This window comes from Streptomyces lacrimifluminis, assembly GCF_014646095.1.
In the GTDB taxonomy this organism is placed as follows: domain Bacteria; phylum Actinomycetota; class Actinomycetes; order Streptomycetales; family Streptomycetaceae; genus Streptomyces; species Streptomyces lacrimifluminis.
In genome coordinates this window covers 436,358-455,963 of the sequence record NZ_BMMU01000002.1, presented here as the reverse complement: position 1 = coordinate 455,963, position 19,606 = coordinate 436,358, and the positions used below count along the sequence as shown (strand labels likewise).

The 19,606-nt window shown below is 72.1% G+C and carries 16 protein-coding genes; 6 read left to right on the top strand and 10 right to left on the bottom strand.

Annotation, left to right across the window (positions count from 1 at the left end; translation table 11 throughout):
* Positions 1–3: 3 nt before the first annotated feature.
* Complete coding sequence (gene modB, locus IEY89_RS05065) at positions 4–861, bottom strand: molybdate ABC transporter permease subunit (protein WP_189146023.1); 858 nt, start codon at positions 859–861, stop codon at positions 4–6.
* Positions 858–1,682, bottom strand: a complete 825-nt coding sequence (gene modA / locus IEY89_RS05060) for a molybdate ABC transporter substrate-binding protein (protein WP_229695054.1) — start codon at positions 1,680–1,682, stop codon at positions 858–860. Before modA ends, modB begins: the two co-directional genes overlap by 4 nt.
* Before the next feature lie 392 nt (positions 1,683–2,074).
* Here modA and IEY89_RS05055 point away from each other — a divergent pair, with 392 nt between their 5' ends.
* Together IEY89_RS05055 and IEY89_RS05050 are read left to right on the top strand one after the other, a co-directional pair.
* On the top strand, positions 2,075–4,129 hold the full coding sequence (locus tag IEY89_RS05055) for a phosphocholine-specific phospholipase C (protein ID WP_189146021.1): 2,055 nt from the start codon (positions 2,075–2,077) through the stop codon (positions 4,127–4,129).
* 76 nt (positions 4,130–4,205) lie between these two features.
* Entirely contained in the window at positions 4,206–5,111 is a 906-nt protein-coding gene (locus tag IEY89_RS05050; RefSeq protein WP_189146020.1) for an LURP-one-related family protein, read from the top strand.
* An 84-nt stretch (positions 5,112–5,195) separates the two neighbouring features.
* On the opposite strand, the gene IEY89_RS05045 is transcribed toward IEY89_RS05050, so the two are convergent.
* Both IEY89_RS05045 and IEY89_RS05040 read right to left on the bottom strand, forming a co-directional pair.
* Positions 5,196–6,230 (bottom strand): DMT family protein, encoded by a 1,035-nt coding sequence (locus IEY89_RS05045; RefSeq protein WP_189146019.1) that lies wholly within the window; start codon positions 6,228–6,230, stop codon positions 5,196–5,198.
* Complete coding sequence (locus IEY89_RS05040) at positions 6,227–7,027, bottom strand: phosphatase PAP2 family protein (protein WP_189146018.1); 801 nt, start codon at positions 7,025–7,027, stop codon at positions 6,227–6,229. The genes IEY89_RS05045 and IEY89_RS05040 overlap by 4 nt, the downstream gene beginning before the upstream one ends.
* 240 nt (positions 7,028–7,267) lie before the next feature.
* Between IEY89_RS05040 and IEY89_RS05035 the strand changes: the two genes are divergently transcribed.
* The gene (locus IEY89_RS05035; protein ID WP_189146017.1) at positions 7,268–7,879 is read left to right on the top strand and encodes a TetR/AcrR family transcriptional regulator; all 612 of its coding nucleotides are present in this window, start codon (positions 7,268–7,270) and stop codon (positions 7,877–7,879) included.
* Positions 7,880–8,047: 168 nt separating this feature from the next.
* Here IEY89_RS05035 and IEY89_RS05030 read toward each other — a convergent pair whose 3' ends face one another.
* Positions 8,048–9,061, bottom strand: a complete 1,014-nt coding sequence (locus IEY89_RS05030) for a DUF2510 domain-containing protein (protein ID WP_189146016.1) — start codon at positions 9,059–9,061, stop codon at positions 8,048–8,050.
* Positions 9,062–9,581: 520 nt separating this feature from the next.
* On the opposite strand from IEY89_RS05030, the gene IEY89_RS05025 reads away from it, so the two are divergent.
* Positions 9,582–12,263, top strand: a complete 2,682-nt coding sequence (locus IEY89_RS05025) for an ATP-binding protein (RefSeq protein ID WP_189146015.1) — start codon at positions 9,582–9,584, stop codon at positions 12,261–12,263.
* A gap of 403 nt (positions 12,264–12,666) precedes the next feature.
* On the opposite strand, the gene pcaDC is transcribed toward IEY89_RS05025, so the two are convergent.
* The 4 genes from pcaDC to pcaH are packed head-to-tail and all read right to left on the bottom strand — an operon-like array spanning position 12,667 to position 16,494.
* Positions 12,667–13,794 (bottom strand): bifunctional 3-oxoadipate enol-lactonase/4-carboxymuconolactone decarboxylase PcaDC, encoded by a 1,128-nt coding sequence (gene pcaDC / locus IEY89_RS05020; protein WP_189146014.1) that lies wholly within the window; start codon positions 13,792–13,794, stop codon positions 12,667–12,669.
* Entirely contained in the window at positions 13,791–15,152 is a 1,362-nt protein-coding gene (pcaB, locus tag IEY89_RS05015; RefSeq protein WP_189146013.1) for a 3-carboxy-cis,cis-muconate cycloisomerase, read from the bottom strand. Before pcaB ends, pcaDC begins: the two co-directional genes overlap by 4 nt.
* The gene (pcaG, locus tag IEY89_RS05010) at positions 15,149–15,721 is read right to left on the bottom strand and encodes a protocatechuate 3,4-dioxygenase subunit alpha (protein WP_189146012.1); all 573 of its coding nucleotides are present in this window, start codon (positions 15,719–15,721) and stop codon (positions 15,149–15,151) included. The genes pcaB and pcaG overlap by 4 nt, the downstream gene beginning before the upstream one ends.
* Positions 15,721–16,494: a protocatechuate 3,4-dioxygenase subunit beta gene (gene pcaH, locus IEY89_RS05005; RefSeq protein ID WP_189146011.1), complete on the bottom strand. Its 774-nt coding sequence runs from the start codon at positions 16,492–16,494 to the stop codon at positions 15,721–15,723. Before pcaH ends, pcaG begins: the two co-directional genes overlap by 1 nt.
* Positions 16,495–16,713: 219 nt before the next feature.
* On the opposite strand from pcaH, the gene IEY89_RS05000 reads away from it, so the two are divergent.
* Both IEY89_RS05000 and IEY89_RS04995 read left to right on the top strand, forming a co-directional pair.
* Positions 16,714–17,178, top strand: a complete 465-nt coding sequence (locus IEY89_RS05000) for a MarR family winged helix-turn-helix transcriptional regulator (protein WP_189146010.1) — start codon at positions 16,714–16,716, stop codon at positions 17,176–17,178.
* A 110-nt stretch (positions 17,179–17,288) separates the two neighbouring features.
* Positions 17,289–18,077, top strand: coding sequence for an IclR family transcriptional regulator (locus tag IEY89_RS04995; protein ID WP_229695053.1), 789 nt, complete (start codon positions 17,289–17,291; stop codon positions 18,075–18,077).
* Positions 18,078–18,500: 423 nt separating this feature from the next.
* On the opposite strand, the gene IEY89_RS04990 is transcribed toward IEY89_RS04995, so the two are convergent.
* Complete coding sequence (locus tag IEY89_RS04990; protein WP_189146009.1) at positions 18,501–19,499, bottom strand: DUF3048 domain-containing protein; 999 nt, start codon at positions 19,497–19,499, stop codon at positions 18,501–18,503.
* Positions 19,500–19,606: the final 107 nt, after the last annotated feature.

Genomic DNA, 19,606 nt, shown 5'->3' with positions numbered 1-19,606 from the left:
AGGTCATGACGCGGTCATCCAACGGTCGCGCAGCCCGGCCAGGACCGCGATCGAGACGGCGAGCAGGACCAGGCTCAGGGCGATGGCCGCGGCCGGGTCGCTCTGCAGGGCCAGATAGACCGTCAGGGGCATCGTCTGCGTACGGCCGGGAAAGTTGCCCGCGAAGGTGATCGTCGCCCCGAACTCGCCCAGCGCCCGCGCCCAGGCCAGTACCGCGCCGGCCGCGACCCCGGGGGCGATGAGCGGCAGCGTGACCCGGCGGAACGCGGTGAAGCGGGACGCGCCCAGCGTCATGGCGGCCTCCTCGTAGCGCGGGTCGGCTGCCCGCAGGGTGCCCTCCACGCTGATGACCAGGAACGGCATCGCCACGAACGCCTCCGCGACCACGACGCCCGCCGTGGTGAACGGCAGCGTGACGCCGAACCACGAGTCCAGCCACTGACCGACGACCCCGTTGCGCCCGAGGGCGAGAAGCAGCGCCACACCGCCGACGACCGGCGGCAGCACCAGCGGCAGTGTCACCAGGGCCCGTACGAAACCGCGTCCGGGGAACTCGGTGCGGGCCAGCAGCCAGGCCAGCGGGACGCCCAGCACCAGGCACACCGCCGTCGCCGTGGTGGCGCAGAGCAGCGACAGCCGCAGGGCCTGCCAGACCTCCGGGCTGGTCAACTGCCCGGGCAGGCTGCGCCACGGGGTCCGTACCAGCAGCGCGAGCAGCGGCAGCAGCAGGAACACCAGGCCCACGAGGGCGGGGACGAGGAGCGGAATCGGGACCGCCGGCCGATGCCTCCGGACGCGCCCGCGCAGGGGCCCACCGGTCAGGGTGCCGACCGCGGCACGGGACTTGTCGGGCTCGGTCACGGCTGAAGGAATCCGGCCGCGGTCAGGACCTGCCGGCCCGCGGCGGACCTGACCAGATCGATGAACGCCTTCGCGGCGTCGGCGTTCGGCGCGTCCTTGAGCAGGACGATCGGGTAGTCGTTGACGGCCTCGGCCGACTCGGGGAACTCCACGCCCTCCACCCTGTCACCCGCCGCCTTCACATCGGTCCGGTAGACGAGGGCGGCGTCGGCCTCTTTCAGCTCGACCTTCGTCAGGGCGCCCTTGACGTCCTGCTCGTACGACACCGGGGTGAGCTTCAGGCCGCCCGCGTCGAGGGTTCTCTGCGCGGCGGCGCCGCACGGCACCTCCTTGTCGCAGAGAACGACCTTCAGTCCGGGCCTTGCCAGGTCCCCGAGCGAGGTGATCCTGTCGGGGTTGCCCGGCAGGGTGGCGATCTCCAGCTGGTTGCGGACGAAGGTGGCCGGAGTGCCGGCGGCGTCCTTCGCGTCGGTGACGATCTTCATCGTCCTGGAGCTCGCGGAGGCGAACACATCGGCCGGTGCGCCGCCGGTGATGCTCGCGGCGAGGGAGTCGCTGCCGCTGAAGCTGAAGGTGACCTTCGTGCCCGGGTTCCTCTCCTCGAACTCCTTGCCCAGCGCGGTGAAGCCCTCCTTGAGAGAGGCGGCGGCGAACACGGTCACCGGGCCGGACGGCTTCTCCGACGCGGACGTGGAGGCGGGGGAGCCGGAGGACGCCGAGCCGTCGGCGGAGGAGCAGGCGCTCAGGGCCAGCAGCGCGGCGGCGCTCGCGCCGGCCACCTGGCGGGCGCGGCGGGTCCGGCGTGCGGAACGGGTCGTCACGGGTCTGCTCCCTTTGCTCTCACGGACATCCCGTCGGATGGGGGATTTCCCCGTCCGACGAGGACGTGTACGCCGATGATACTTCCGCAGATGCAAGGAGAAAGTCTGCCGTCGCATCGCATGAGCCGGGATCCAGCCGAGCTTGACCGGCATATGCGCTTGTACGGGGTTGCGGCGACGTCCCGGTTCCCCGAGGTGGGTGAGCCGCTTGGCTGCGGCGCGCGAAGTCTCTTGGGCCGGACTTGGCCCGCCTCTCATCTCACGTACCGATGACCTTCACACGGATGCCACCGGACCCTTCCGTGCCGTTCGGTACCCCTGGGAAACTCCAGGCGCGCGCATTCCGTCACGTTCCCCCCAATGCCGTCATCAGGACGAGAGGCCCCTCTCCCATGCCCGAAGTCAACCGGCGCCACTTCCTCCAACTCGCGGGCGCGACAACGGCGTTCACCGCGCTCTCCAGCAGCATCGAGCGCGCCGCCGCCCTCCCCGCGCACCACCGCACCGGGACGATCAAGGACGTCGAGCACATCGTCGTCCTCATGCAGGAGAACCGGTCCTTCGACCACTACTTCGGTGCGCTGCGCGGAGTCCGGGGCTTCGGCGACCCGCATCCGGTCACCCTGGACAACGGCAAGTCGGTCTGGCACCAGTCGGACGGCACCAAGGACCTGCTCCCCTTCCACCCGGAGGCCGACGACCTCGGAATGCAGTTCCTGGAGGGACTGCCGCACTCCTGGCCCGACGGGCACGCCGCCTACAACGGGGGCAAGTACGACAAGTGGGTGCCCGCGAAGGGTGCGACGACCATGGCGTACCTGACCCGCGAGGACATCCCGTTCCACTACGCGCTCGCGGACAGATTCACCGTCTGCGACGCGTACCACTGCTCGTTCATCGGCTCCACCGACCCCAACCGCTACTACATGTGGACGGGTTACACGGGCAACGACGGCAAGGGCGGCGGCCCGGTCCTCGGCAACGACGAGGTCGGCTACGACTGGACCACCTACCCCGAGCGTCTGGAACGGGCAGGGATCTCCTGGAAGATCTACCAGGACATCGGCGACGGTCTCGACGCCGCCGGTTCCTGGGGCTGGATCCAGGACGCCTACCGGGGCAACTACGGCGACAACTCCCTGCTCTACTTCAACAGGTACCGCAACGCCAAGCCCGGCGACCCCTGGTACGACAAGGCCCGCACCGGCACGGACGTGAAGAACGGCGACGGCTACTTCGACCGGCTGAAGGCTGACGTCAAGGCGGGCACGCTCCCGCAGATCTCCTGGATCACCGCTCCCGAGGCCTTCTCCGAGCACTCCAACTGGCCCTCGAACTACGGCGCCTGGTACATCTCGCAGGTACTGGACGCGCTCACCTCCAACCCCGAGGTCTGGGCGAAGACGGCGCTGTTCATCACGTACGACGAGAACGACGGCTTCTTCGACCACCTCGTACCGCCGCTGCCGCCGGCGTCCGCCGCGCAGGGCAGGTCCACGGTGGATGTGGAGTTGGACCTCTACAAGGGGGACGCGGGCCGCGTGGCCGGCCCGTACGGTCTCGGGCCGCGAGTCCCCATGCTGGTGGTCTCGCCCTGGAGCAAGGGCGGTTACGTCTGTTCCGAGACCCTGGACCACACCTCGATCGTCCGGTTCATGGAGGCGCGCTTCGGCGTGCGCGAGCCCAACATCTCGCCCTGGCGCCGGGCCGTCTGCGGGGACCTCACCGCCGCCTTCGACTTCTCGCGCAAGGACGCGCACCCGGTCGCGCTGCCGGAGACCGACGACTATGAGCCGCAGGACCGCGAACGGCACCCCGACTACCGGCCCACTCCGCCGGCCGACCCGCGCATGCCCCGGCAGGAGCGTGGCCTGCGCCCGGCCCGTCCGCTCAAGTACGCCCCGTACGTGGACGGTTCGGCCGACCCGGCGACCGGAAGGCTCACGCTCACCTTCGCCTCCGGCGCCCACGCCGGTGCCGCCTTCCTGGTGACGTCCGGCAACCGCACCGACGGCCCCTGGTACTACACCACCGAAGCCGGCAGGACCGTCGCGGACACCTGGAACTCGGCGTACTCGAAGGACGCCCACGACCTGACCGTGCACGGCCCGAACGGCTTCCTGCGGGTCTTCAAGGGGCGCGGCAAGGGCGCCGCCGGACCCGAGGCGACCGCACGGCACGTCGGGGACGACCTTGAGCTGACCCTCACCAACAAGGGCTCCAAGACAGTGGAGTTGAAGCTGAGCAGTGGGTACGGGGGACGCGCGCGCACGATCAGGGTGCGGGCCGGGGCCACTGTGCGGCACCGGGTGGACCTGGGGGCCAGCAAGCGCTGGTACGACCTGACGGTCACCGCCGAGGCGGACGCGTCGTTCCTGCGCCGGTTCGCCGGGCACGTGGAGAACGGCCGGGCCGGTGTCAGCGATCCGGCGATCGTGACCGGCTGAGAGGGGTGAAGCGGGGCCCGGGGTGCCTTGACCGGGACATGGTTGTCATCCAGCCACGTCACGGTAGTGTGCCCCGGTGACCACGCAATCGAACATACCTGCAGGTTGGTACCCGGATCCCCACGGAGCGCCCCAGACACTCCGGTACTGGGACGGTTCCCAGTGGACCGACCACACCAACACCGACCAGCAGCAGGCGCGGCAGCCCCAGGCCCAGCAGCCGCAGGCGGCGCCGGCTCAGCTGCCCCAGCAGGGATTCGGTCAGCCCCAGGGTCAGCCCCAGAAGGGGTTCGGTGCCCCGCAGCCGTCCGCCGCCGGTGTCGATCCGCGGGTGCCGCAGCAGGTGCAGCAGCAGGCCGGGGTCGCGGCGGGGGCGGGTGGCGGCACGCTGTTCAGCGAGCCGGTGCTGGTGGTCAACCAGAAGGCCAAGCTGATCGAGCTGACCAACGAGTACAAGGTCATGGACCAGCAGGGCCGGGAACTCGGCTCGGTCGTCCAGGTCGGCCAGAGCGCGCTGAAGAAGATCCTGCGCTTCGTCGCCAGCATCGACCAGTTCATGACGCACAGGCTGGAGATCCGGGACGCCCACGGGCAGCCGGTGCTCCTGCTGACGCGCCCCCGGAAGTTCATGAAGTCGCGGGTGATCGTGCAGCGTCCGGACGGGTCGCCGGTCGGTGAGATCGTCCAGCAGAACATGATCGGGAAGATCAACTTCGCGATCAACGCGGGCGGTCAGCAGGTCGGTGCGATCAGGGCGGAGAACTGGCGGGCCTGGAACTTCGCGATCGTCGACCACGCGGAGAACGAGGTCGCCCGTATCACCAAGACCTGGGAAGGTCTGGCGAAGACGATGTTCACGACCGCGGACAACTATGTCCTGCAGATCCACTACCAGCTGCCCGAGCCCCTGCTGAGCCTCGTGGTGGCGACGGCGCTGACCGTCGACACGGCGCTGAAGCAGGATTCACGGGGCCTGGGCTGACAGGTCGGTTCACGGAGGACGGGTCGGTTCACAACGGTCGACCGAGGCCCCTGTACACAGGTGTGTTCACAGGGGCCGGTCGGTTCACAGCGATGTGAGGTGCCCCGGCTCCGACGGCTGCCGGGGCATCAACGACGGTTCGACGGGTGCCGAACGAGCCTCCAGCGCGAGAACCGACGCCACCGGATGCTCCTCGCCGGCCAGGGCGGACGCCGCTGTCGAAGTCGATGCCGTAGCCGTAGCCGAAGTCGATGCCGGAATCGTGACGCGTTCCGGAGGCACCGGTACGGAAACCGGCTTCGGCGTCGCCCTGGACAGTGTCACCACACCCCATCCCGCGAGCCCCGCGCCCGCCAGCGCCAGGAGCAGACCCGAGGCCCCGCCCTGGAGCCGCTCGCCGAGCAGCGTCAGGCCGATCACCGCCGCGGCGACCGGATTGGCCAGCGTCACCAGCGCCAGCGGACCGCCGAGGCCTCCCCGGTAGGCGGTCTGGGACAGGATCAGGCCACCCGCCGCGAACGCCGCGACCAGCAGCGCCACCCCGATCACCTGCCAGCCGATCACCGGGCCCGAGTGGTCCGTGGCCGCGACCGTGACCGTCTGGGTGAGCGCCGAGGCCACCCCGGACGCGATACCGGACGCGCTCGCGTGCCGCAGGCCGGGCCGGGCGCCGGGGCGGGCCAGCACCCCGATCAGGACCATCGTCGTACCCGCGACCGCCAGGGCCTCCGGGAGACTCAGGACGTCGTCCGGTGCCGGACCGGACGCCGTCACCAGGATCGCCGCCAGGCCGAGCAGCGTCAGCGCGGTCCCGCGCCACTCCACCGCGCTGACCCGGCGCCCGGCGACCCGCGCGCCCAGCGGCACCGCGGCGACCAGCGTGAGCGCACCCAGCGGCTGGACCACCGTGAGCGGTCCGTAGTTGAGGGCGATGACATGCAGCAGTGCGCCGCCCGCGTTGAGCAGCACCGAGCCCCACCAGGCGCCGGACGCCAGAAGTCGCCGTATCCCCGCGTCGGCGTTGCGGGAGGCGAGCCGTTCCTGGGCGACGGCCGCGGCGGCGTAGGCGACGGCGGAGAAGAGGGAGAGGACGACGGCGGCGAGCGTGGCGGCGTTCATCGGCCGGCTCCCACGAGGACGGGTTCGTCGGCCGGGGCGAGCCGCCTGCTCTGCCCCGCGGCCGTGGACTCGGTGCGGTGGGGTGCGTGGACGACCGCGAGGGCGATGCCCAGCAGGGCCGAGGCCACGATCGCGTCGAGCCAGTAGTGGTTCGCCGTACCGACGATCACCAGCAGCGTCACCAGCGGATGCAGCAGCCACAGCCAGCGCAGGCGTGAGCGGGTCGCGACGATCAGGCCGCCCGCCACCATCAGGGCCCAGCCGAAGTGCAGCGACGGCATGGCCGCGAACTGGTTGGACAGGGTGTCCGCCTCGGGTGAGGCGCCGTAGACCGTCGGCCCGAACACCTGCCCGGTGTCGATGAGGCCCGCCTCGCCCAGCAGTCGCGGCGGGGCCAGCGGGAAGGTGAGATGGATCACCAGGGCCGCCCCGGTGACCGCGGCGAGGACCCGGCGGGCCCAGACGTAGTGGGCGGGGCGTCGCAGGTAGAGCCAGACCAGGAAGGCGACGGTGGCCGGGAAGTGCACGGTCGCGTAGTAGGTGTTCGCGAAGTGGATCGTGGTGTCGCTGTGCAGCAGGGCCGCCTGCACGGCGCCCTCGCCGGGGAGGTGCAGGGCCCGCTCCCCGTCCCAGACGCGACGCGCGTTCCGGAAGGCCTCGGCGGTGTGCCCGGTCGCCAGCTGCCGGCCGAGTTTGTAGACCAGGAACAGCCCTGCCACCAGCAGGAGTTCACGGACGAGCGGCGGCCGTCGTATGCCGACGGGCTCCGCCTTGGCAGGCTCGGTGCTGGCTTTCATCCCCCGGCCCTTTCCCTGAGGTGGCGCGTGTGCGCACGTGGTGCGTGATGGGCGGGAACTCGTCTGTACGGGCGCTCGTCTCATCGATACGTTGGTGTACCGATACGAGAGTGTACCGAAACGAATCCGTACCGGTACACTGGCGTATCGATGGACTTACGACACACTGCAATCGGGAATAAGCCGCAGAGCGGCCCGTCGGCAACGACCACCGGAACGAAACCCACAGGGAGCGCAGTCATGACGTCGCAGGCCGCGGAGGGACCGGAACCGGTCGTCGCCTCGCGCCGCTCCAAGATCACGCCGGAGCGTGAGCAGGAGTACTTCGACGCCGTGCTCCGCCAGATCCGCGAGTGCGGATACGAGGCGCTGACCATGGAGGGCGTCGCCGCCAGCGCGCGGTGCAGCAAGTCGACGCTCTACCGGCAGTGGAAGACGAAGCCGCAGTTCGTCGCCGCCGCGCTGCGCGCCAACCGCCGTGCCCGTTTCGCCGTCGACACGGGGTCCCTCGCCGGGGACCTGCGCGCGGCGGCGCGGGCGGCGGGCGAGGCGTCGGGGCACGACACCCAGCTGCTGCAGGCTCTCGGTCATGCCGCCATGCAGGACCCGGAGCTCCAGAAGGCGCTGCGCGACGCGATCGTCGAACCGGAGCTGGCCGCGTTCCGCGAGATGATCCACCGCGCGGTCGAGCGCGGCGAGGTCCCCGCCGGCCATCCGGCGCTGGAGTACGTGCCGGCGCAGATGATGGGCGTCCTGCGGGCCCGTCCGGTCCTGGAGGGGCGGTACGCCGACCCGGAGTACCTCGTCGGATTCGTGGAGGCCGCGGTGCTGCCCGCACTCGGCATCACCTGAGACACAGGCCGCCGTCCGTGCCGTGCCCGGCCCGACGGTGACCTGTCCGCGCCGACCCGTGGGGACGGGGGCGGCGCGCACCCCCCGGCCGGGTGGGGTTCCTCTTGAGCGGAGAGGCGCCCCACCCGGCCGATCCACGTCCACCGGCCCGGGGTGCGGATCGGCGGATCAGACGTTCTGCCCGCTTCCGCCGGCCGAGGAGACCTTGATGCCCGCGGTGATCTCGTCGATCACCGACTCCTTCTGGTCGGCGTCGACACCGAATCGGACGATGACCATCTGCTGGGGGTTCGACGGCGCGGGGAAGGCCAGCGACTCGACGATGCCGTCGGCGCCCTTGCTCGTCACGGCCTTCCAGCGGACCAGATAGCCCTTCTGTCCGGCAACGGTCACCGCCTTGGACGCCAGTACGTCGTGCGAGGTGATCTTCCCGTAGGTCGTCCCGCCGTAGGACTCCTCGGCGTTCGCCGAGATGTCCGCCTTCGCGACCGCCTCGGCCGTGCTGCCCGACGTGCCCAGTGCCACCGCGGGCGCCGAGTAGGCCCCGCCCTTGGTGCAGGTCTTCGTCGTGTCACCCGGGCACTTGTACGAGCTGTCCGAGGTCACCTGCCCGCCCACGGTGATCGACTGGCCGTACCAGCCGTCGGGGATCGGGATGCTGATCCCGTTGATGGAGTCGGGCACGGAACCGCTGTCGATCTTCGGGCTCTCGGAGGGCTCCGACTGCTGCGGGTCCGGCGTCTGCCCGCCCGAGCCGCCACCGGGCCCGCCGCCGGTGCCACCACCGGGCCCGCCCTGACCGCCGCCGTTCTGGCCGCCGGGCCCGCCCTGACCACCTGTCCCGCCCTGGCCGCCGGGTACCTGCGAGCCCACGTTGCTGCCGCTGCCCCCGTCGTCCTTGGTCAGCGCGTACACGCCGCCGCCTATGCCGGCGAGGACGGCGATCGCCACCGCGACGGCTATGCCGGTGCGCAGTCCGCGCCGGGCGCCCGGCGGCGGACGGTCGGGATACGCCGGGTACGCCCCGCCGGCGGCCAGCACCGGGGGACCCCAGGCGGCGGCCGAGCCCTCGGGACGGGTCTGTTCCGTCCATGTCCTACCGTCCCACCAGCGCTCGGTGGCGGGGCCTTCACTTGTCTGCCCGGGGTCGGGGTACCAGCCGGGAGGAGTCTCCTGCGTCATGCCCCCACCGTATGAGGCTCGCGTGAAAGGCGGATGAGAGGAGTCCCCTTTCCGCCGGGAACGGCGCAGAAAGGCGGGACGAGATACCGAGATAGCGGGATACGAGAGGTCGGCGTCCCGGCCGCGACCGCTGCTGTGCCCACCGGCCGGAAGGGGAACGTCAGCGCGAGGGGCGGATGCGTGTTCATCGGTCCCGGTGCCTCGCCACCCCCTTCCAGGGGGAGGAAGCAGGCCGCGATCACCGTCGCGAACCGGCCGAGGACATCGGAACCCGTACCACTCGAAGTTCCCACCGAGCCCGCTACCAGGGCTCCGCGGGAGTGTCAGCCTCATTCCAGGACTGAGGGACCGGCGGTCGTCGAGACCTTTCACGACGGCCGGTGGCGGATTCGCCGCGTCGCCCTGGCGCACTCCCTGTCACCCGTCCCGGCAACACCTGCGCGGACCCGCCTCCACATCGGCAGCCGGACGGCTAGTCTCAAGTTCGTACGTCATTCAGGCGACTTGGGGAGGTAGCGGGATGACGGAGGAACGGCCCGGGACGGCCGGCTCTGCCGCCCTGTGGGAGCGCGACACGCAAATCGCCGCTGTGGAACAGGCGATCGACACCTTGCGCGTCGACAACTCCTCCTCGGGCAGTCTGTTGCTCTTCACCGGCGACGCGGGTCTCGGCAAGACCGCGCTGATGACCGAAACCCGGCGCATCGCCGAGCGGCGCAACTGCACGGTGTGGTCGGTGCGCGGCGGCGAGACCCTCAGGTCCGTCCCCTTCAACGTCGTGCGCCAGTTGTTGCAGCCCGCGCTCCTTTCGCTGATGCCGGAGGAGGCCCGCGAATACCTCGGCGACTGGTACGACATCGCCGGCCCCGCCCTCGGCATCACGGAGCCCGGTGACCGCCTGGCCGACCCGCAGGGCGTGTGCGACGGCCTGGTCGCGGCCGTACGGCGGCTCGCCAAGCGTGACTGGCCGCTCGTCCTGCTCATCGACGACGCCCACTGGGCCGACCAGGAGAGCCTGCGCTGGCTGGCCGCGTTCGCCGAGCGGCTCGACGACCTGTCCGTCCTCGTCGTGGTGGCCCGCAGGCCAGGCGAGGCCACCGGCGGCCGTGCCGTCCACCTGGAGGAGATCGCCAAGGCGGCCGGCCCCGTCGCCACGCTCGACGCCCTGACGCCGGCAGCCGCCGCCGGCCTCACCCGCACCACCCTCGGCCCGCACGCCGACGCCCCGTTCTGCCGCGAGGTGTGGGCGGTCACCGGCGGCAACCCGTACGAGACCGTCGAGCTCCTCGCCAAGGTCCAGGACGCCGGACTGGCCCCGGTCGAGGCGTCCTGCGGCCGACTGCGCGAACTCAACAACGCGGCACGCGGCGGCGGCCTCGTCGCCCGCCTGGAGGAACTGGGCGTCGAAGCCACCCGCTTCGCCTGGGCGGCGGCCATTCTCGGTACGGGTATCTCCGTGGACCTCGTGGCCCGGCTGGCCACCCTCAGCCACTACGAGGCCTACCGCTGCGCCAACCTCCTGTGCACCGCCCGCATCCTCACCGAGCCCCATCTGGCGGCCGGTCAAGTCGCCGACAGCGACCTGGAGTTCGTCCACCCGCTGATCGCCACCGCCGTGTACGACTCCATCCCGGACGGGATGCGCACCGCCATGCACGGCATCGCCGCGCAGGTCGTCACCGAGTCCGGGCGCGGCGCCGCCGCGGCCTCCCACCATCTGCTCCACGTGTATCCGGACGACGACGAGGAACTCGTCGACCAGCTGCGCGAGGCCGCCCGTGAACACCAGGCGGTCGGTGCCCCGGACGCGGCCCGCCGCTGTCTGGAGCGCGCCCTGCTGGAACCGCCCCGGCCCGAGAGCCACGCGCACGTGCTCTTCGAACTGGGCAGCGCCACCCACCTCACCGCACCCGCCACCACCATCGGGCATCTCCAGACCGCACTCGCGATGCCCGGCCTGGAGGGCGACCAGCGCGTCGACGCGATCGTCCGGCTCTCGCAGGCCCTGCTGCACAACGACCAGTTGGAGGAGGCCGTCCGCACGGTCGAGACGGAGGCCGCCCGGCACCAGCCCGGCCCCGCCCGGATGCGTCTGCAGGGCGTGCACTTCATGCTGGAGGGCATCCACGGCGGCGACGTGACGGCGCCGGGCCGCTCCGAGCGCCTCGCCGACCTCGCCCGCCCCTGCACCGGCCGGGACAACTCGGAGCGCGCGCTGCTCATCCTGCGCGGCTTCGACGCCATGACCCACGGCGAGAACGCCGAGGAGGTCGTGGAGATGTGCGACCGAGCCCTCGTCAACGGCCGCCTCGCTCCCGGTCTCGGCTGGACCGACCCCGAGTGGGGCATCGAGCTGCTGATGATGCTCGCCTGCGCGTACGCCTACACCGACCGTCTGGACCGTGCCGAGTCCCTCTACATGGACGCCCTGCGCGCCTATGAGACGGCGGGCTGGAGCGGCGGACACCTCTCCCTCGCCCATGCGTACGTCGGTCTCGGGCACCGCAGGCGGGGCCGCCTCAGAGAGGCCGAGACGTCCCTGCGCGAGTCCCTGCGTCTCGCCGAACGCGTGGGGCGCGGTCTGCCCCTGTACTGGTCGGCGACCTGCAACCTCGTCGACACGCTCCTCGCCCGCGGTCATGTCCAGGAGGCCTGGGCGATCGCCGAGCAGTACGGCTTCGCCCCGCCCTACCCGTCCACCATCGTGCTGCCCGAACCCCGCGCGGTACGCGGCCGGTTGCTCATCGCCGTCGGCCGCACCAAGGAGGGCATCAACGAACTGGAGGCCGCGGAGAAGGCGGCCACCGGGCGGGGCTTCCACAACCCGGTACTCGCCACCTGGGCCGTCGACCTCGCCCGCGCGCTGGCCACGGAGGACCCGCTCCGGGCCGCCGTGCTGGTCGCCGACGCCCGCCGGTACGCCGAACGGTTCGGCACGGACACCGCCATCGGCGAGGCCCTGCGCTGCGCCGCGGCCCTGGAGACCGGCCAGCGGGCGGTCCGCCTGGCCGCCCAGGCGGTCGCCTATCTGGAGGCATCGCCCTGCCAGTACGAACACGCCGCGGCCCGCGTCGAGTACGGCATCGCCGCCCGCTCGGTCGCCGAGATCCAACGCGGCCTGACCCTGGCCAAGTCGTGCGGCGCGGACGGCCTGGTCGCCCAGGCACGGGAGGTGCTGGAGACGGGACGGGGGTTGCGCTGACCCGCCGGGGGCGCCGGGTGCAGCTGATCGGGCCCCGGAGCAACTGCTCCGGGGCCTTCCGCAGGCCCCTCGCAGATGTCGTCGTACGCCTCCCCGTGCGCGCCCGCGCCGGACTCGTACCGCCGAAGTGGCCTCCACTGCCCGGGCGTCCGGGGCGCCGGCGCGCGTACGGCCGCCGCAATGTCGGCGAGGCCCGGTCGACGTCGCGAGGCGTCTGACCGGCCGAACCGACGGGCACGGACCGCGCGGGCGAGCCCGCCCGCAGGGAGACGGCATGGCGCGGGTGCGGACGGCCGAGTCGAGGTGGTTCACCGCGAGCCGCGAGCTGAGACTCGCGCCCGCCGACGCCCGGTTCACGGCCGGAGCCACGCCGTCGACCCTGCCGAGGCCCCGACCGGCAGGGTCAGCCCTCCGTACCGTCGTCCTCCGCCAGTACGCGCTGCGCCGCCGCGAAGGCCGAGTTGGCCGCCGGGACCCCGCAGTACACGGCCGTCTGCAGCAGCACGGCGCCGATCTCCTCGGGGGTGAGCCCGTTCCGGCGGGCCGCGCGGACGTGCATCGCCAGTTCGTCGTAGTGGCCGTGGGCGACCAGGGCGGTGAGCGTGATCATGCTGCGCTCGCGCCGGGTGAGCGTCGGGTCGGTCCAGATCTCGCCCCACGCGTAGCGCGAGATGAAGTCCTGGAAGCGTGCGGTGAAGGGCGTCTGCCGCGACTGCGCCCCGTCCACGTGCGTGTCGCCGAGCACCTGCCGGCGCACCTCCATGCCCCGCCGGGGTGCCGCCCCGAAGTGCGGGCGCAGCGCGGCCAGTACGGCCTCCGGGCACTGCGCGACCGCCAGATGCGAGGCGCCCGGAAGTTCGACGAGCGTGGCACCCGGCACGGTGTCCGCGATCTCCCGCAGATGGGCAGGGGGAGTGGCAGGGTCCTGGCGCCCGGCGACGAGCAGCGTGGGCACGTCGATCCCGGCGAGCCGGTCACGCAGGTCGAAGGCGCCGAGCGCGTCGCAGCAGGCGGCGTACGCGTCCGGATCGGCGTTCCGGTGATCCGCGACCAGCTCCGGCACGGTGAACCCGGGTGTGAACCAGCGCGCGTCGGCACTCTCCGCGAGCCCGGCCAGCCCGTCGCGCCGTACCAGCGCGGCGCGTTCCTCCCACGGCTTGCTGCCGTTGAAGTGGGCCGAGGAGCAGAGAACGGCGAGCGACGACACCCGCTCGGGGTGGTGGACGGCCAGATGCAGACCGACCGCGCCGCCCAACGACACGCCCGCGTAGGCGAATCGGTCGATGCCGAGCGAGTCGGCGAGGGCCAGCACGAGCGCGGCCAGATCGCCGACGGTGGCCCCGGGCCCGATCAGTCCGGGCGCCGAACCCCCGTGCCCGGGCAGGTCCCAGCGGACCACCCGGTGGGTGACGGACAGCTCGGGCGCCACCTTGTCCCAGAGGGCGTACGACGTCCCGAGCGAGGGCCCGAGCAGCAGCGGGGGAGCGGTGGCGGAACCCTCGGCACGGTGGTGCAGCAGCTTGTCGGTCACGGTCGCTCCAGAGCACGGTCGGTGAGGGCGCCGGCGGAGCCGGTGTAACGGGCGGGGTCGGTCAGGTCGTCGACGGGCAGGTCTTTCAACTCCGGCTCCTCGGCGAGGAGTTCGGCGAGCGGGCGTCCCTCGGTGTAGGTGCGGGCGGCCATTTCGGTGAGCAGGGCCTTCGCGCGGGCCCGGCCCAGCACCGGCGCGAGTTCGGCGGCCAGCCGCTCGGAGACGATCAACCCGTGGGTGAGGCCGAGGTGTTGACGCATGGTGTCCGCGTGGACCCGCAACCCCTCGGTCAGTTCGGCGGCGTCCCGGGCGGAGCCCCCGGTCACCCGGAGCAGCTCCCTGAGCGGCTCCCACTCGGCGTGCCAGGCACCGGCCGGCCGCTCGTCCTCGGCGACGAGCGCCCCGTACAGGGTGGCCGCCAGCTGTGGCGCGCGCCGGGCAGCGGCGGCGATCAGCGTCGACCGTACGGGATTGGCCTTGTGCGGCATCGCGGACGAACCGCCGCCGCTGCCCTCGGACACCTCGGAGATCTCGGTACGGGCCAGCGTCAGCACGTCGGCGGCGATCTTCCCGAGGGCCCCGGCCGTGAACGCGAGCGCCCCGGCGAGATCCGCGACCGGGGTGCGCAGGGTGTGCCAGGGCAGCACCGGCGCGGCGAGGCCGAGTTCACGGGCGTAGGCGGCGACCAGGGCCCGGGTGTCGACAGTGCCCCCGGTCGTGCCGAACACGGTGAACGCGGCCAAGGTGCCTGCGGCTCCCCCGAGTTGGGCGGGGAGGCTGTGGCGTACGGTCGTCAGGCGGTCCCGTGCGTCGAGGATCAGCGAGCGCCAGCCCGCCGCCTTCAGACCGAAGGTCGTCGGTACGGCGTGCTGGGTGAGGGTGCGGCCCGGCATCGCGGTGTCGCGGTGGTCGGCGGCCGTGCGGGCGAGGGTCCGCGCGGTGCGGTCGAGATCCGCGAGGATCAGGTCCAGGGTGCGGGCGGCGACCAGCATCGTCGCCGTGTCCAGGATGTCCTGGCTGGTCGCACCCCGGTGGACGTAGGGCCCGTACTCCGCGCCGACCGCCGCCGTCAGATCCGCGACCAGCGGGATCACCGGGTTGCCGCCGGCCCGGGCGCGCAGCGCGATCGACCGCACATCGAAGGCGGCGGCCCCGTCGACCGCCGAGCCGACCGCCCTGGCCGCTGCTTCCGGAGCCAGGCCCAGCCCGGCCTGCGCACGGGTCAGCGCGGCCTCCGCGTCGAGCAGCGCCCGCAGATACGCGGTGTCGCTCGTCGCGGAGGCGGCCGGGGAACCGGCCCACCCGGGGGAGAGCAGGCCGGTGTCGGTGGCGGACTCGGCATCGGCGGGTGGTGTCACTCGAACTCCAGGAAGACCGTTTCGCCCTCACCCTGAAGGCGGATGTCGAAACGGTACGTGCGCCGCTCGCCCTCGGCGGCGACCAGCGTGGCGCGTCGCTCCGCCGACAGGGAGTCGAGCAGCGGATCGGCGCCGTCCGTCAGATACGCGCGCGTGTACAGGTGGGTCAGCAGACCGCGCGCGAACACGCACACGCTGATGTACGGCAGGCCCGCGTTGCCCGGCGGCAGCGTGTACAGCGCGTAGTGCCCGTCGGCGTCGGTGGCGACCCGCCCGAAGCCCGTGAAGTCGGTGCCGTTGCGGCCCAGGAAGCCGCCCGTCACCGGGTCGCGGCGCAGCGAGCCGGGGGCACCGGTGAGGGAGCCGTCGGGCGCCGCCTGCCAGAACTCCAGCAGGGCGTCGGGGATCGGGTCGCCCTCGCCGTCCAGGACGTACCCGTGGAGGGCGATCGTGTCCGGGTGGCCCTTGGGCGCGACCTGCTCGCCCTCGGGGAAGGGGAGGGCGTAGCCGTAGAAGGGGCCGACGGTGTGGGACGGGGTGGGCAGCAGGTTCTCGGGGGAGACGCTCATCAGTCGCGGCCTTCTTCGATCCAGGTGGCGGAGGGACCGTCGAGGACGATGTCCCACTCGTAGCCGAGCGAGAACTCGGGCTGGGACAGGTCGTGGTTGTACTCGGCGACCAGACGGTTGCGGGCGGCCTCGTCGGTCACCGAGCGCAGGATCGGGTCGTAGCGGAAGAGCGGGTCGTTCGGGAAGTACATCTGTGTCACGAGCCGCTGGGTGAACGCCGTGCCGAAGACCGAGAAGTGGATGTGCGCGGGCCGCCAGGCGTTGGTGTGGTTGCGCCACGGGTAAGCGCCCGGCTTGATCGTGGTGAACCGGTACGCTCCCTGATCATCCGTCAGGACCCGCCCCACGCCGGTGAAGTTGGGGTCGAGCGGTGCCGGATGCTGGTCCCGCAGATGGGCGTACCGGCCGGAGGCGTTGGCCTGCCACAGCTCGATCAGCTGGCCGCGCACGGGCCGCCCGTCACGGTCGAGGAGCCGTCCGGAGACGGTGATGCGCTCGCCGAGCGGCTCGCCCTGGTGCTGGATCGTGAGGTCGCTGTCGATGTCGGTGATGTCGGTGACCCCGAACACGGGACCCGACAGCTCGACCGTCTCCGGGTCCCCGCCGCTCACCGCGACCAGCGGCTGCTTCGGGTGACGCAGCACCGAGCTGCGGTACGGGGCGTAGTCGCGCGGCGGATGGTTCTGTACGGGGGCGCCTTCGGCGACCGCCTTGTCGTAGGCGTCCTGGAGGTCGCCGACCTCGACGTCGATGTCCGACTGGGTGAGAGCCATGAGGGGTTCCTAGTCTCTTCCGAGCCCAATTACTCAGGGCACTGAGTATTTCAGCAAGGTTTCCCTCACGCTGCCATTCGCCGGTCCCGTCGTCAAGAGTGGCGATAAAATGCCAGGTGGTGGTCGTATGGCTCAACTGGAGACGCGGCGGTCGTTGGGCTGTATCGTCAGTACACCAACGAAATTCAGTGCTCTGAAGAGACAACCCCAGGAGCGGACATGGCCGCGGTGGACCTCTCCACCCACCCCGGGCACCTCGCCCGGCGACTCCAGCAGGCGCACTACCTGCTGTGGAACACGATGGTCTCCGAGGAGATCACCTCGCCGCAGTTCGCGGTCCTGAACGCGCTGGTCGCCGAACCGGGCCTGGACCAGCGCACGGTCGGGGAGCGCGTGGGCCTCGACCGGTCCACGGTCGCCGAGGTCGTCAGCAGGCTCGGTCGCCGCGACCTGATCGACAAGGTGCGCGACCCGGAGGACGGCCGCCGCTCCCTGCTGCGCCCCACGGACGACGGGATGCGGGCGCACCGCAGGCTGACCGTGCGGACAGCCCGGATGAACCAGGTCTTCCTGGCGCCGCTCTCCGCCGGCGAACAGTCCGTCTTCCTCGACCTCATCCAGCGCGTCGCCGACGCGGCGGAAGGGCTGCGCAACCCGGTGGAGCCCCTCGCCTCCCCTCGCTGAGCGCCCTTCCGTGCCAGGCCGGGTCCGCTCAGCGGACCGGGAGCGGATACCGTGCGGGGCGAGACCGCCGCCCGGACCGTGGGGCGGTCCGGAGCCGAGGAGGCACAGGGATGGCAGCCGGAGGATCATCCGGGGCACGGGACGCAGCCGAGTCCGAACCCGCGGGGATGCGTACCGTCCAGCGGGCCATCGACGTTCTCGGGCTGTTCGACGACGTCCGGCCCGCGCTGTCCCTCCGTGAGATCGTCAGCGCCTCCGGGCTGCCGAAGACCACCGTGCTGCGACTGCTCCAGACCCTGCGGCTCAACGGACTGCTCTGGGTCGACGAGCACGGCCGCTACCTCGCGGGTCCCGCGCTGCTGCGCTGGTCCCGGCTCGCCGAACAGGCCTGGCGGCTGCCACCCGCGGCCCGGGCCCTGCTGCGCGATCTCGCCGCCGAGCACAAGGAGACGGTGCACCTGTATGTGCGCCGGGACACCCACCGCGTCTGCATCGCCCAGGAAGAGGGCCCGCAGGCGCTGCGCCAGGTCGTGCGGGTGGGCGACGAACTCCCGCTGTGGGCGGGCGGCGTCGCCAAGGCACTGCTGCTGGACGCCCCGGACGGGCTGCTGCTCCGGGTCGCGGAGGCCTCACCGTACGGGGCCGCACATCTGGTGACTCTGCGGACCTGGATCGAGGAGGCCCGCGACCACGGGTACGCCGTGAGTCACGGCGAGCGCGAGGAGGGGCTGTCGGCGGTGGCCGTGCCGGTGCGGGGGAGGAGCGGGGCCGTGCTCGCCGCGCTGTCCTTCGGCGGGCCGAGCACGCGGTTCACGCCGGAGCGGGTGACACGGTTCGCGGCGGCGCTGCGCGGGGCGGCGGGCGAGCTGGCGCGGGCGGGGTTGCCGTTCGAGGCGTAGGGGCTCCGCTGGGTGTACGGCATGGTCACCGCGGGCCCGGTGTTGCTGGTGGCCCTCGCGGCGGCGCTGCGCGGGGCGGCGGGCGAGCTGGCGCGGGCGGGGTTGCTGTTCGAGGTGTAGGGGCTCCGCTGGGTGTACGGCATGGTTATCGCGGGCCCGGTGTTGCTGGTGGCCCCTCGCGGCGGTGCTGCGCGGGGCGGGTGGCGTGCTGGCGCGGGCAGGGCTGCCGTTCGAGGCGGCGCGATGCGGCCACCGCGGGTTCCCCGCGGCTGGTGGCGCCCGGGCGGCGGAGCCGCATGTGTCGGTCCGTGCCCGTCCTTCGGGCGAGGGTGCCGTACCCGGCGCCGCCCGGGCGGCAGGGGGGCGGCCGATCGGAGCGTGGCCCGGGCACGGCTCCGCACACAGGGCGTCGGGCCGTACAGATCACGCCTGCGCGAACACCACCCACACCTGACCCTTCGCGAAGTTCACCGGCGTACCGTCGGCCGTCGTGAAGTCCGTCCCCTCCGTGGCCGATCCGCGCCGCCACTCCGCGTCGAACGCCCGGCCGTCGCGCAGTACCTGAGCCCGGCCCGAGCCCACGGACTGGGTGTACGGCGAGTTGTTGCCGAGGACGTCGTGGAACCGCGACTCGCGTACCTTGACGTACTGCACGACAACCGTAGCGGCGGCGACCCGTACCCCGTCGGTCGTGACGGTCGGGGTGCCGTCCATCGACACCAGCCAGCCGTTCCGGTCCGCCGACCAGGTGAACGTGAAGCGCGCCGACGGGAAGCGGACGGTGCGCGACTTCTCCGGGGTCCCGCCCTCGGGTGCGACGCCGTAACGGAAGCCGGTGGTCAGCGCGTCCGCCCCCGGCGCGGCGCCGATCAGCCGCTGCGGTCTCAGGTACAGGTTGTGCGGCGCCGCCTTGTCCGTGCCCCGGTAGTAGGCGCCCGAAGCCGCAGACTCCGGGGACTCGGCGTTCAGCGGTGCCCGGTCGATCAACGGCAGCAGCTTGCCCTGGGCGCCGGAGAAGGCGAGCGTCGGCTCGTCGAACTGACGTAGCAGCTCCAGGTCGGACTCACGTGCGCTGCGTACCGGCCCCACGGCCTGCGGCAGCCGGGTCGCGTAGACCGCCATCAGCCGGCTCAGACCGCCCTCGACCTGCTCGGCGTACACGAGGTCCGCCGCGTCCAGGCCCGTCTGGGGGCGGGCCGCGCGGACGTTGTCGATCTTTACGGCGAGGACCGGTCCGGCGCTCCCCGGAGCGGGTGAATCGCGGTGGTCGGGTTCCTGGCTCCGGCTGTGGGTCCGTCCGCGTCCGTCGTCGGAGGGGCGGTCGTCCGTCGTGCAGCCGGCCATCAGAAAGGCCGTCACGGCGCCGGCCACCAGCGCCGCCGTGGCTGTCCCGCGCCGCCGGGTCCGTGCCGTTCGCGCCATCTGTCGCATGCCCACCGTCGCCACCAAGTCCGTGTCTATGATTGTGCGCTAATCAGGTCATTGGTGGCCATGCCTGATCGGTTCTGCTCGCGCGCGCTCAAAGGACC

What these genes read in the sequence shown, in the direction of transcription:
- pcaG (WP_189146012.1), bottom strand. Translation starts at nt 15,721, where the DNA reads ATGAGCGTCTCCCCCGAGAACCTGCTGCCCACCCCGTCCCACACCGTC.
- pcaH (WP_189146011.1), bottom strand. Translation starts at nt 16,494, where the DNA reads ATGGCTCTCACCCAGTCGGACATCGACGTCGAGGTCGGCGACCTCCAG.
- IEY89_RS05055 (WP_189146021.1), top strand. Translation starts at nt 2,075, where the DNA reads ATGCCCGAAGTCAACCGGCGCCACTTCCTCCAACTCGCGGGCGCGACA.
- IEY89_RS05045 (WP_189146019.1), bottom strand. Translation starts at nt 6,230, where the DNA reads ATGAACGCCGCCACGCTCGCCGCCGTCGTCCTCTCCCTCTTCTCCGCC.
- IEY89_RS05030 (WP_189146016.1), bottom strand. Translation starts at nt 9,061, where the DNA reads ATGACGCAGGAGACTCCTCCCGGCTGGTACCCCGACCCCGGGCAGACA.
- IEY89_RS05000 (WP_189146010.1), top strand. Translation starts at nt 16,714, where the DNA reads ATGGCCGCGGTGGACCTCTCCACCCACCCCGGGCACCTCGCCCGGCGA.
- IEY89_RS04990 (WP_189146009.1), bottom strand. Translation starts at nt 19,499, where the DNA reads ATGGCGCGAACGGCACGGACCCGGCGGCGCGGGACAGCCACGGCGGCG.
- IEY89_RS05040 (WP_189146018.1), bottom strand. Translation starts at nt 7,027, where the DNA reads ATGAAAGCCAGCACCGAGCCTGCCAAGGCGGAGCCCGTCGGCATACGA.
- IEY89_RS04995 (WP_229695053.1), top strand. Translation starts at nt 17,289, where the DNA reads ATGGCAGCCGGAGGATCATCCGGGGCACGGGACGCAGCCGAGTCCGAA.
- IEY89_RS05025 (WP_189146015.1), top strand. Translation starts at nt 9,582, where the DNA reads ATGACGGAGGAACGGCCCGGGACGGCCGGCTCTGCCGCCCTGTGGGAG.
- IEY89_RS05035 (WP_189146017.1), top strand. Translation starts at nt 7,268, where the DNA reads ATGACGTCGCAGGCCGCGGAGGGACCGGAACCGGTCGTCGCCTCGCGC.